The organism is Spirosoma sp. KNUC1025 (genome assembly GCF_045160025.1).
In the GTDB taxonomy this organism is placed as follows: domain Bacteria; phylum Bacteroidota; class Bacteroidia; order Cytophagales; family Spirosomataceae; genus Spirosoma.
Genome location: NZ_CP087139.1, coordinates 4587108 through 4599395, shown reverse-complemented (window position 1 = coordinate 4599395; position 12288 = coordinate 4587108). Strand labels below are relative to the sequence as shown.

General features: G+C 50.4%; 8 protein-coding genes. 3 read left to right on the top strand and 5 right to left on the bottom strand.

Annotated elements, in window-relative coordinates; translation table 11 throughout:
- Positions 1-137: 137 nt before the first annotated feature.
- From LN737_RS20210 to LN737_RS20200, 3 genes are all read right to left on the bottom strand, one after another.
- Positions 138-1913 carry a RagB/SusD family nutrient uptake outer membrane protein gene (locus tag LN737_RS20210; protein WP_405511633.1) on the bottom strand — a complete coding sequence of 592 codons (1776 nt, stop codon included), beginning with the start codon at positions 1911-1913 and terminating at the stop codon, positions 138-140.
- A gap of 15 nt (positions 1914-1928) precedes the next feature.
- On the bottom strand, positions 1929-5153 hold the full coding sequence (locus LN737_RS20205) for a TonB-dependent receptor (RefSeq protein ID WP_405511632.1): 3225 nt from the start codon (positions 5151-5153) through the stop codon (positions 1929-1931).
- A gap of 138 nt (positions 5154-5291) precedes the next feature.
- Positions 5292-5954, bottom strand: a complete 663-nt coding sequence (locus tag LN737_RS20200) for a DUF3826 domain-containing protein (RefSeq protein WP_405511631.1) — start codon at positions 5952-5954, stop codon at positions 5292-5294.
- A gap of 578 nt (positions 5955-6532) precedes the next feature.
- Here LN737_RS20200 and LN737_RS20195 point away from each other — a divergent pair.
- Positions 6533-7243, top strand: coding sequence for an AraC family transcriptional regulator (locus LN737_RS20195; protein WP_405511630.1), 711 nt, complete (start codon positions 6533-6535; stop codon positions 7241-7243).
- A 73-nt stretch (positions 7244-7316) separates the two neighbouring features.
- Here LN737_RS20195 and LN737_RS20190 read toward each other — a convergent pair whose 3' ends face one another.
- Positions 7317-8873 carry an MGH1-like glycoside hydrolase domain-containing protein gene (locus tag LN737_RS20190; protein ID WP_405511629.1) on the bottom strand — a complete coding sequence of 519 codons (1557 nt, stop codon included), beginning with the start codon at positions 8871-8873 and terminating at the stop codon, positions 7317-7319.
- A gap of 233 nt (positions 8874-9106) precedes the next feature.
- On the opposite strand from LN737_RS20190, the gene LN737_RS20185 reads away from it, so the two are divergent.
- Positions 9107-10312 carry a DUF5703 domain-containing protein gene (locus tag LN737_RS20185; protein ID WP_405511628.1) on the top strand — a complete coding sequence of 402 codons (1206 nt, stop codon included), beginning with the start codon at positions 9107-9109 and terminating at the stop codon, positions 10310-10312.
- On the top strand, positions 10306-11433 hold the full coding sequence (locus tag LN737_RS20180; RefSeq protein ID WP_405511627.1) for a hypothetical protein: 1128 nt from the start codon (positions 10306-10308) through the stop codon (positions 11431-11433). Before LN737_RS20185 ends, LN737_RS20180 begins: the two co-directional genes overlap by 7 nt.
- A 67-nt stretch (positions 11434-11500) precedes the next feature.
- Here the strand turns inward: LN737_RS20180 and LN737_RS20175 are convergent, their stop codons facing one another.
- On the bottom strand, positions 11501-12013 hold the full coding sequence (locus LN737_RS20175) for an RICIN domain-containing protein (RefSeq protein ID WP_405511626.1): 513 nt from the start codon (positions 12011-12013) through the stop codon (positions 11501-11503).
- Positions 12014-12288: the final 275 nt, after the last annotated feature.

The window sequence follows — 12288 nt, the reverse complement described above, 5'->3', positions numbered from 1 at the left end:
CCGCTTACCCGGTAAAAACCGTTGGGCGGCCACGTTTCGGTAAGTTTAATCATTACACCAACCTATTCACTATTTTGAGAGAATTAAATCTGAAACTTCCCGAAATTTTTATGTTTCGGGAAGTTGTGCGACCCAGATTATTTCACCGGATCGAAAGCCCCGCCCCAGGTAGTATTCTGTATGAGTTTGGGGTTGTTATCAATAGCAGACTGCGGAATGGCGAAGTAGTAATACTCCGGTTTCCAGGCAATCGCATATTTGGTGTCGAGCTGCTTGAACGTCAGTGTGAAATAATTGACATAGGCCGAATCAAGCGGTACATTGTCGCGGTTCGTGGCGAAATCAGCGGGTACGCCCGTTGTTTTCAGGTTAATGACAACGCCTGTTCTCCGGGCGTCGTTCAGCGTTTTTTCGATCAGCTTCCAGCGACGTAAATCCCAGAAACGCTTGCCTTCGAAAGCAAATTCAATCTGGCGTTCGTACAGAATCGCAGCGAACATCTTGGCGCGGGTCATGTTGGCTTTCAGCCCATACAGCCCGTCCGTTCCAGCCTCAAGGCCAGCCCGTTTGCGGATGGCTTTCAGCTGCGTGTAAGCTTCGTCCAGCTTATTAATGCCGGTTGCACTTTCGGCCAGATTCAGCAGCACTTCCGCGAACCGGATTTCCATCCAGTCGGTGCCCGAATACTGGGCGTCGCCCGAGCTAACCGACGGGTTGATGGCTTTGCGGGTGTAGAAACCCGTATTGGTCGCTTTGGATTCTATCGTTTTGCCATTGACAAAATACGTCCACACTTTATTTGCCGTGTTGCCGTTCAGCGGCCAGGTAGCTCCGTTATAGGCAATCGTCTTGTCAAAACGGGGGTCACGGTTTTTGTAGAACAGCTGATCGGTGTACGCATATTTTGTCGATTCACCCGGTTTTTTGCCATCCAGCATCGGGAACGCTTTTACCATCTCCCAGGAAGGTTGGTTCGAGCCACCACCTGTTCCGGCATACGAGGGGCGGGTAGCATTGTCGTAGCCGTTGTTCTTCCGGGCCTGGTCGCCCGTCGCCGTGTTATACCCCGTTATCAGCACCGCTTCGGGGTTGTTGACCTCCTGAAACCACATCTGATCGAAGGAGGCATGCAGGCCAAAACCGTTGGCCGTCAACAGATCATACGCCTGTTTGTTGGCATCGTATGAAGCCTGCCATTTGGTCTGATCGTCGGCCGGATTAAACTGTGGGCTGGCCGCATACAACAGCACCCGTCCTTTGAAGGCGGCTGCTGCACCTTTGGTGATACGTCCCCAATCGCTGCTGGCAGACCAGCGCCCCGGTACCGATGCAATGGTTGAATCAAGGTCTTTAACGATCTGGGCAAAACTTTCTGTAGTGGTGTTTCGAGGCAGGTAATCCGCCTGTTTGGCTTCCACACCCACGGCGGCTAAAGGAGTAAGTACCAGAGGCACCCCGCCGTACAGCCGAACCAGATCGAAATACCGCCACGCCCGGAAAAACTGCGCCTGTGCCCGGAGTTTGTTTTTGGTGAATTGTGGCAGCGTTCCGGTGTTTACATCATTCAGAAACGTATTGATGGTTCGGATTTTGCCGTAATTGTTGGTTGGGTCGAGCTTCGTACCGAAATCACCAATTTCGTTGACGAGCAGCGTACCCTGTAAAATTTTGCTCTCTCCGTACGACTCGTCAGATAGCCCGCTGATGCTGATAGGCTCCGGACCAAGGCTGCCAATGGGAGCGGGCAGGTTCTGGTCGTAGATGTAGTCGAGGTTCATCTGGGTCAGCACCGAATCTTTAAAAATCAGCGACCCAGGGGTAGAGCTTAAGTCCGTTTTATCGAGTACGTCCATGCAGCTCGTCAGAGCAAGCGATGAACAGAAAGCGACGATGTATTTATGGAAACGTTTCATGGTATCGGTTGGGGTTTACAGGCCAAGATTTAGGCCAATCGAGTACGAACGTAGCATTGGGTACGCATCGAAATTGCCTGAGTTTGCCTTCCAGCTGTAGGGATTGTACAGATTTAGCGGGTTCGTTGCCACCAGGTAAACCCGTACGTTGCTCATTCTGAGTTTGCTGGCAATGGCAGCTGGTACTGCATACGACAGGTTAAAGTTCCGAACGGCCAGTTGCGTAGCGTTGACGAACCAGAACTGGGAATCGACAGTGTACGTATCTTTATAATACGGACTTGGATAGGCCGCATTCGGATTGTCGGGTGTCCAGTGATCAGCCCAGAAAACAGGACGGTTCGCCGTGAGCGTTCCCTGTGCCCGGGCCGTTCCCTCTACCATGGCCTGTCCGCCAAACGAACCCCCGATGACAGCAGCTAGCGAGAAGTTTTTATACGATGCCGAGAAGTTGAAACCGATGTTGTAGTGATTACTGGCTTTGTTGGTCAGGTAGTCCATGTCGGCATCCGTGATCTTTCCGTCTGGTGCGGTGAACTGCCCAGAAGCATCTTTCGGGCCTCTCACATCCTGATAGTACAGCATACCGGGTTTGGGAGCCGCGCCAAAGAGCGTATAACCTGGATTTTTTTCGAGGTACTGATCCACATCCTGCTGGGTTCTGAACATTCCCAGGTAGTGATAGCCCAGTACGCCCATGTCACTCGACCGGCCGGTTGGGTCCAGATACGTACCGATTTTCCCTTTGTCGACATCCACCAGTATCTGTTTGTTGTCATTCCAGGTAAAGAACGTATTGACTTTATACGACCAGTCACTGCCAATTTTGTCGCTCCAGCCTACCGAAAGTTCTGTGCCGAAGCCATTGATGGTAGCGTAGTTTTCGGAGGGCAGGTTGGCACCGACCAGCAGCGGTACCGATGAGGTAAGGCTCGTCAGCATGTTGTAGCGGTGATCGTAGAACGCGTCAAGTGTTACCGACAGGCGATTTTTCAGGAACTGGGCATCCAGGCCGATGTTATACTTCGTATTGTTGTCCCAGCGTGCCAGACGGTTGGCCATGGCGTTGTTGGGCGTTACGACCAGGGGTCGGTCGGAGTTGCCGCCAAATACGGCGCCTTTACCCTGCTGAATTGAGTAGCTGGTCAGCCAGTTGTAGGGTTTGGTTGCGTCGCCACCCATGAAGCCTAACGAACCGCGCACTTTCAGGAAATCAACCCATCGCACATTGTCGCGGAAGAAACGCTCTTCCGACATCACCCAGCCCAGCGAGAACGACGGAAACAAACCCCAGCGATACTCCGGTGCGAAATTGGTGGAGGCATCGTACCGAATGGCCGTTTCGAAAAGGTACTTGTTGGCATAATTGTAGTTGATACGTCCGGCATACGACAGGAAGCCCGTTTCCGATTCCGTTTCCGAGGTTGTTTGTGTGCCCGTAGCGTATCGCATATTGTCTAAGCCACCGATAATGACGCCTTCGGCCATGGCCGCAACCTGATCGGCGTGGGTTTCAGCCTGCTCGAAGAAGGCGATGGCGGTTATCTGATGCTTGCCAAACTGACGATCATAATTCAGGTACCCGTTGAACTGATACGTATCAATATAGGCTGGATTGACACGTACCCGGTCGCCGTTGTTCAGGGTGGTCGTTTTGATGACATCGCCCCCGTAAATGTGCTTGTGGTCGCCCAGCATCGAGAAGCTGTACACATTGTATTTGGTGCCGTACTGTTTGCCGAAGCTGTTATCGAAGGTGCGGCTGTAGAGAATCCGCGCTTTTAACCCTTTTACGCCCGGAATGTCATAGTCCAGGTTGGCCGTGATATTCAGACCGGTTGATTTGGTCTGTGTGTAGTTATTGGAATTCTGAACCGCGAAGAAGTTAAACGCGTCGATGGTGTTTGTATTCGACGAACTCGACAGAAGAACCGGTAATCCATTGATCGAAGGTGGGGCAAACTGGGGTGTATAGAGCAGACTTTTCATGTCGTTCTCCGGGTTTTCACCGCCCTGTTTCAGGTAATACATCCGCTTGTTGCCAAGGTAGCTGCTCAGCGAGAGGGCCGCTTTTAAGCCTTTGGTTACCTGCATATCCGCACTGGCCCGGAACGTCCATTTGTTGGTGTTGATATTGTCGAAGTTGGCGTCCTGTGCATTGTAGGAAGCTCCGGCGAAATACGTTGCCTTCTCGTTGCCACCGCTCACGTTTAGGGCGTGGCGCTGTACGGTAGAGGGCTGCCAGGCTGTACGCAGCCAGTCGGTATTGTGATTGTTGAAGTACGCCAGTTCGTCGGGGGTATAGATGAGCGGATCGGTAGCCGGCTTGCCAGCAGCATAGTTCAGATCATTCAGATACGTAGCCTGCTGAGCGCCGTTCATCATCTGGGGCAATGTAGCGGTAGAAATACCCGTTGAGCCGCTATAGCTGAATTTTGGCGTCCCGGCTTTACCGCGCTTGGTGGTTATCACTACAACCCCCTGGTTTGAACGAGCCCCGTAGATAGCGGCAGCGGCATCTTTCAGTACCGAAATGGCGTCTACCTCCGATACGTCGAGGGCATTGAAATCATCCGCTGAGCGGACTACGTTGTCGATCACGTACAGGGGCTGCAGCGTACCGCCATCTTTGGAGAGAATGACCGGATTCCGCACCGTAATGGTCGCGTTATCACCCGGCCGACTGGTACCTCCCGACACCCCCACCCCCGGCAATTGCCCGGTCAGAACGGCCGATAAATTATTGACGGGCAGGTCCTGCACCGCTTTCATATCGACCGACGCCACAGCCCCGGTCAGGCTCGCTTTTTTCTGTACACCGTACCCAACCACCACGACCTCACTCAGGGCAGCCGCATCTTCCTCCAGGCTAACCGCCAGCGACGTGCGCCCATTGACAGGAACTTCCTGCGTTTTGAAACCGATATAGCTGAAAATCAGTGTTTCGTTTCCTTTAGGTAAGTTCAGCCGAAACGTACCCTGAATATCCGTAACCGTCCCCGTTTTAGACCCTTTGATCAGGACGTTTACGCCGGGCAAAGCCTGGCCTTTCGCGTCCTTAACCGTTCCGGTAATATTTTCCAGCGGAGCCGTAACCTTCGGTGAAATCAGGTGAGAGCCTCCATTCCGGTTCTCCGCATAGCTGACCTCTTCCGTAAGGCCGCCCAGCATCAGCGCACCGGCCAGGTGGACAGCGCTGGTGAGGAGTTTTTGTTTTTGAATTCGAAAAGCCAGGAGCATGATAGGTTAATCAATTAAAATTGTGGCAAAAGGTGTCAGTTTTAAGGGATGTACGGGAGAAGGATAATCGATTTGTCATAGTGGGTTTGCAGACTTAACCGCCCTGCCGCACAACAGGCATTTCCGCAGCGAATACGCTTATTTTCGGGATTTATCGGCCTCTTTTTCCTTGGCGATACGTTCTTCCCAGTCTTTACTCGCCTTTTTCATGTCGATGCCAGCGGCCGACAGGTAGTTATTGATTCGCCCTTTGTACTTACCAAACATCGCGTGCTTTTCTTTCGATGAGCCTTCGTCCATCGCGCGTTCGCGGGCTTCTGTCAGGTAGGTCAGAATTTGCCCTTTCTGTTCATTGGTCAGATCGGGCAGCATGGCCTGATACCCTTTGTAGGTGATTGGCAGAACGCCATAGGTCATCCCATCTTTCACCTGTTCAATCTGTTGCGGTGTCAGTTCGTGGGCGAGCGCGGTCAGATAGTCTTTATGCAAGCTAGCCAGTTTGCTGGCTGTTTCTGTTTCCACAGCCTCTTTTTTATCCGTCTCCGTCAGGGTAGCCAGTTCCTGTTTTCGGCTTTCATGCAGCGTATTCAGCCTTTTATACTGTTGGGCAATAGCTTCCTGCACGCGGGTCGATTGCTTCGGATCGGAGAGGTTCAGGGTAGCGACAATTTTGGCCGCCCGTTCGTTAACGACCCGTGTATACGCAGCCTCGTTGCTTTCCTTATTTTGTTCCTGACCCAGAGTCATAGCCGCGCTGGCAAAAGTGATCAGAGCGCTTAGCAGAAAGTTTTTTGGCGTCATGGCTATGAGTCATTACAAGGTTAGAAACGTACTTGAATCAGCGAACCGTAGTTGGGCAGTTATTGGCGAAAATCTTCTTGATGAACAGGCGGTAAAAGAAGATAAAATCGAGATTTAACAATACTTTTCTACAATTCCATACAAAAATATAGTACATTTTTTGGGCATAAATGCATTTTTTTGTCAATTTATTATAGGAAATTATCATAGAATAAATATGAATTATTTACGCTGATTCGTTTAAGTTTGTATAAATATTGCCAGAGTGCTTTGGCCTATGCCTAGAAAGCGGAAAAAGCCGGGGAGAAAGTCCGTCTACGTCGTCTGGAGGCCGATTGAGAATTTTACTGACAAGTCAACCGCTACTAAACTCAATTATTATCGTTCACAACCATGAAGCCATTATTTCGCAAGGTGACTGCCAAACTGGAGAGTTCATTCACAGTCCGGCACGATATCTTACCCCATTTCAAGAACATCTGGCATTATCATCCTGAGCTGGAGTTGCACTACATTCTGAGGGGGAAGGAGTCCGATTTATTGGCGATAATATTAGCAACTTTTCGCCGGGTGAGATCGTGTTTGTCGGCGAGAACCTGCCCCACACCTGGCGTAGCAACGAAGAGTATTTTTTCAATGATCACTCGCTGAATATTGAAGTCATTGTTATTCAGTTTTTGCCCGACTGTCTGGGTGAAGACCTGCTAAAACTCCCTGAAGCGTACCTGATTCCGAAGCTGTATGAAAAAGCGAAAAGTGGCATGGTCCTTACGGGTAAGGCCAATGCGAAGCTTGCTGAACTGATGCATCGGGCCCTGACAGCCAGCAATCTCGACAAGATCATTATTCTGCTCTCGATTCTGAAAATATTAGCCGAAACCGATGAATATGAGTCGATTGTGAATGGCCGGGCCGTATTCTACCAGTCGAACGAAACCGATTCACTGCGGCTCAATACGGTATGCAGCTATACACTGTCGAATTATAAAAAAGAAATTACGCTGGAAGAAATTTCGGCCATCAGCAACCTGAGCGTTACGTCGTTCTGTCGGTATTTCAAACTAATGACGAATAAAACGTACTACGATTTTCTGATCGAGATTCGGATTAGCCATGCCTGCCGGGCACTGATCGAAGACAAAACGCCAACGGAGGTCATCTGCTTCGACTGTGGATTCAACAACGTATCGAACTTTTATCGTCACTTTAAAAAAGTAACAGGGCTGACCCCGCTGGAATACAAACGACAGTACTTGAACAAGTCAAAATCGCTGCTGGTCAGGGCATAAGCCTGTAAGGGTAATTACGCTATGTAGCCGAAAGCCTGACCGTTTCGGCTAGTTGCTTTTCCGACCTGTCCGGTTAAAACTTTTTTGCCTGAACCGGCTCCAGTTTGTCCCTATGCAGAATTTCTTTGCCCTGCGAAAGAACCCGAAAGCCTTTGCCTTTACCGTAGTGTTTTCCAGTTTTATCGTACAGAATCGTGAGTGTTTTGCCGTGATATAGTACGTTGTCCAGGCAAAACCAGTCCCATCGGTTGTCCGGAATCAGCGGATGAATTTCCAGTACGTTATCAGTGCGGGGTTTCAAGCCAATCAGGTCACTGATGATAAGATCTGCAAAACCGGAGTGATTATAGAATTTGCTACGTGGATTATCGCCTTTGAGCCATTCGCCCGTTTTTTCATCCTGATATTCACCCAGATAGAGTTGCCCGTTCATGGTGTGCGAACGGGCATATTTCAGAAGTTCGTCATAAAAAACGCTCTTACTCATGCGGCCCTGATTTCGGTAGTCGGTGAGCAGGTTCGATAAACCTTTCAGGGTTTGGGTTGTGGCAAACGGCCAGACAGCCCCATCCCATTCGCAGCCATGGCCGGAGCCGTGTGTCCGAAAAAGCGGATGCCTACGTTCGGCGGTGGTAATGCCCCAAGGTGCGTCAAAGCCGGTTGTGTCGATGAGTTGATCCCACTGCCGGACGTATTCAGGCGTATCGTTGGGCAGGTTAAAATACCAGGGAATAAAACCAATCGCTTCGCGGGCATTGGCGAAGGCTCCGTTGGGGTGTTTTACTTCAAAAAAATGGTCAGTACCGTTCCACAAACTATCGAGCGTCAGTTTCTTCAGGGTCGTTGCCAGTTTTTCGTATCGGCGCTGTAACGTATCGTTTTGAACGAGTGCGGCCATCGCTGCCAGTGCTTTCGCATTGCCATACATGTAGCTATTAATGGTTGGTCGCCGGTTTTTCTCCTTTCGTGACCCACTGATCGATTCCTCCATGGCATCGCGAACGTCGAACTGCCAGAACAGCCCGCCTGGCAACTGCTTCTCCTGCTGCCATTGGCGGTAGTCGGCATCCAGCGTGAGCAGATTTTTCTGGATAAAAGATTTGTCGAGATTGACCAGGTAGCGGTTATAAACGGCATCATCGACCCAGCTGCTGAAGGCATGAAATCGCTGCACTGTATGCCTGGGATCGACGTAGAGCCAGAACGAAATGTAGTCATCCATGTACTGTGGATTCCGGAGCCAGCGTCCCTCGTAAATATGGTGGCCAAGGGCGCTGCTAATGGCGTTGTATTTACCAGCGTGGTTCATTTTGGTAATGAACTCCGTAAAAATATAGCCATCTGGCGTTTGTTTGAGATGCTTCCGAAAAGCCCACCACCGGTAGTAGTAAATTTCGTTCAGTACGGAATCCGGACAATCAAAGAGCGGAATGTTTTTAGATAGCCAGTCAAACGCCTGATCGTTGGGTACGTAGTTTTTTACAGCTTCTTCCTGGTCGATCTGGTTAAAGTGAGTTACGTACTTTTTCAGGTGATCCGTCGGCAGAACAGTCGCCGACTGCGCCAGACAGACCGTTGCCTGTAGGAGTCCGATCAACCAGACAAATCCGAAGTGTTTTCTGTGTTTCATTCTGCTGTTGTGAGGTCGGATTTAAGTATCAGACCAAGTGAGGTTTCTGAAAACCTCGCCGGAAAGGTTCGTGAACCTTCCTGCTCTACATTCTTTCCGTTAACGTAAAAACGATCAGCGCTTTTTGGGAAGCAGCTTCACAAATTTACTCTCTAAATTTGACGGTGATCTCTACTATTTTCTCCTTTAATTATACCATATTAGCCTTGCTACGTACTACTCCTGCTTTCGTTATGTCACGACTTTTTGCCAGTTTCTTTATAGCTAACCTCTTGGTTTGTAACGGGTTAACTAGTTGTTTTGGTCAGCCTGTTACGGTCAGTCAGTATAACGTAGTGTGGGCGAGTCAGAGCAAAAATTCATCAGAATCAATTTCTTGTGGCGGTGGTGATATTGGCCTGAACGTATGGGTTGAAAACGGCGATCTGCTGTTCTATGTTGCAAAAAGCGGTACGTTCGATCACAACAATACGGTGCTGAAACTGGGACGGGTTCGGCTCAAACTGTCGCCCAATCCGTTCGACGAAGGCGCTAGTTTTCGACAGGAACTCGTGCTCGATAAAGGGCATATCGATATCAAGGGCGAAAAATCGGGGCTTTCAGCGAAAATTACGATTTGGGTTGACGTGTTCCGGCCGGTCGTGCATGTGGATGTGTCGAGCAACAAAGCCCTGAAAGCGGAGGCATCTTTCGAAAGCTGGCGCTACGTTGACCACGTAACGAAAGGCAAAGAGAACAACGCCAATTCGTACAAATGGGCTCCGCAGGGCGAAGTAAAAACCCTGAAAGATGTGATTCAATTCGCGGGCAGCGAGCTCATTTTTTATCACCGAAACGGCGCTGAACGCTCAGTTTTTGACGTAACGGTGCAGCAGCAGGGGATGGACAGCGTAAAACACCAACTGTTTAATCCTCTCATGAATCTGACATTTGGCGGCAGCCTATCGGGTAAGGGGATGAGGCCATCCGGCACATATGAGGGGAGGTATCTGAATGCCGATTTTAGGGGCTGGAAATTAAGCAGTACGTCAGCCGCCCGAAATCATTCGCTTATTCTGGCCCTGCATTCCGATCAGTCAGCGAGTGTTGACGACTGGAAAAGGGGCCTCGAACAGCTAAAATTGGAAGCCGGTACGTCGGCAAAAACCGCTCAGGCAAAGACACAAGCCTGGTGGCAGGATTTCTGGACCAAAAGCTTCATCGCTATTTCGGCCCCGACGGACTCACCTCAGTGGCAGATTGCCCGGAATTATCAGCTGTTTCGGTACATGCTCGGCTGCAACGCGTTCGGCAAATACCCGACCAAGTTTAATGGCGGACTGTTTACCTACGACCCGGTCCTGGTCGATTCAACCCTGACCTATACGCCCGACTTCCGAAACTGGGGAGGGGAATCCATACGGCTCAAAACCAGCGGCTTGTGTACTGGCCCATGCTAAAAAGTGGCGACTGGCAACTGATGAAACCCCAGTTCGACTTTTACCTCAAGCTATTAAAAAATGCTGAACTTCGAACCGCCGTCTACTGGCAACATAGAGGGGCTAGTTTCACCGAACAGATCGAAAATTTTGGCTTGCCCAACTCCGCCGAATATGCCTGGAAACGCCCGGCCGGTTACGACAAGGGGATGGAATACAACGCCTGGCTCGAATACGAATGGGATACGGTACTGGAATTTTGCCTGATGATGCTGGAAACCGAACGCTACGCCGGTCAGGATATTTCGCCCTACATACCGCTGGTGGAAAGCTGCCTGACGTTTTTCGACGAGCACTATCAGTATCTGGCTAAACAGCGGGGCAGCAAAGCGCTGGATGCCGATAAAAAACTGGTCCTTTATCCGGGCTCAGGGGCTGAGACCTACAAGATGGCTTACAACTCGACCTCGACCATTTCGGCTTTGCGGACTGTGCTTACCCGACTGCTGGAGTTGCCCGATACGTATCTGACCGCTGAAAAGCGGGAAATCTGGGAAGCCATGCTCCATCGCATTCCGCCGATTTCGTTCAGGTCATTTGATGGGCGACCGACCATTGCCCCCGCAAAAGTCTGGGAACGGATCAATAATGTAGAGTCGCCCCAGCTGTATCCGGTGTTTCCGTGGGGGATTTACGGCATCGGAAAGTCGGGCCTCGACACCGCTCTCAATACGTACTGGTTTGATAAAGACGTACTGAAATTCCGTAGTCACGTTGGCTGGAAACAGGACAACATCTTTGCGGCCCGACTCGGCCTGACCGACGAGGCAGCTAGGTTGACTTTACTAAAACTTGGTAACTCGGGTCGCCGTTTTCCGGCCTTTTGGGGACCCGGCTTCGACTGGACGCCCGATCATAACTGGGGCGGGGCTGGTATGATCGGCTTGCAGGAAATGCTGTTGCAGGCGGATGGAAAGAAAATTTACCTGTTTCCGGCCTGGCCCAAAACCTGGGATGTTCACGTCAAACTCCACGCACCTTACAACACCACCGTCGAAGCCGTGCTGAAAAACGGCAGGTTGGAATCGCTGAATGTAACACCTGAATCCCGCCGGGGCGACGTAGTGAACAGGCTACAATAAGGTCAAAGTCGGCGGTTTGTTTTTAACAGCAGCGTTGACGGTGTCGAAATGCTCTGATCCTTTTAGCTTACATCTGCGGGTCCTGTTCGTAGATTGTCCATAACTGCGCCTGCGACGCTGATTTCTTTGCCAGCATGATGCGGGAATTGACGGACCCTTTGCTATCGACTGGCGTAATGTAAAGATCTGACCCTTTGAGCTTGATCCGGTACGTATCTTTGCCAGCGTCAACAAATTCGTATTCCTGATTGGACTGTGAAGCTACCAACGGCTGCTGTTCCAGATTGACACCTTCCGCTGGTTTTCCATGTTCAGGCTGAAGCGTTTTGCTGGTGAATAAGTTGCGGAGTTGATACGTATCACCCCCGACATGCACAAAATCCCAGGTAACGCATTTCCAGTTGACCGGCGAATAAGCGACAATCGGTGTGCCATCGGCTTTGCGGGCGTCCTGCACCCGAAGGAGTAACCCTGTCTGAACGTTTTTGATGGCGTAATGACCGTGAATGGGTTGGTTGAAGCTTCCGATAACACCCAGACACAAATCAATCAGGAGAAGATACACAAGTTTGATGTTCATAGCGAGGAGATGACTATGGTTAGCATTCCGAAAGATCGAAACTTTCGGAATGCTAACCATGCACCCTTAAGAAAATCTACTTTGTGAGCGTTAAATGCTCGTTCTCAGCGAGATTACTGGCATCCATGATCGTCCAGGTCTTACTCAGCTTATCATAGGTCTTTTGAATCCCAAAGTTCAGGGTTACCAGTTTGAAGATCGCTGGTAAATTGTTGCTGATACTGCCAAACTAGGTTTGTGTAGAGCCGAAGCTCCGGCTTCGGGTTAAAGCAGAC

What these genes read in the sequence shown, in the direction of transcription:
- LN737_RS20210 (WP_405511633.1), bottom strand. Translation starts at nt 1,913, where the DNA reads ATGAAACGTTTCCATAAATACATCGTCGCTTTCTGTTCATCGCTTGCT.
- LN737_RS20205 (WP_405511632.1), bottom strand. Translation starts at nt 5,153, where the DNA reads ATGCTCCTGGCTTTTCGAATTCAAAAACAAAAACTCCTCACCAGCGCT.
- LN737_RS20185 (WP_405511628.1), top strand. Translation starts at nt 9,107, where the DNA reads ATGTCACGACTTTTTGCCAGTTTCTTTATAGCTAACCTCTTGGTTTGT.
- LN737_RS20180 (WP_405511627.1), top strand. Translation starts at nt 10,306, where the DNA reads ATGCTAAAAAGTGGCGACTGGCAACTGATGAAACCCCAGTTCGACTTT.
- LN737_RS20175 (WP_405511626.1), bottom strand. Translation starts at nt 12,013, where the DNA reads ATGAACATCAAACTTGTGTATCTTCTCCTGATTGATTTGTGTCTGGGT.
- LN737_RS20200 (WP_405511631.1), bottom strand. Translation starts at nt 5,954, where the DNA reads ATGACGCCAAAAAACTTTCTGCTAAGCGCTCTGATCACTTTTGCCAGC.
- LN737_RS20190 (WP_405511629.1), bottom strand. Translation starts at nt 8,873, where the DNA reads ATGAAACACAGAAAACACTTCGGATTTGTCTGGTTGATCGGACTCCTA.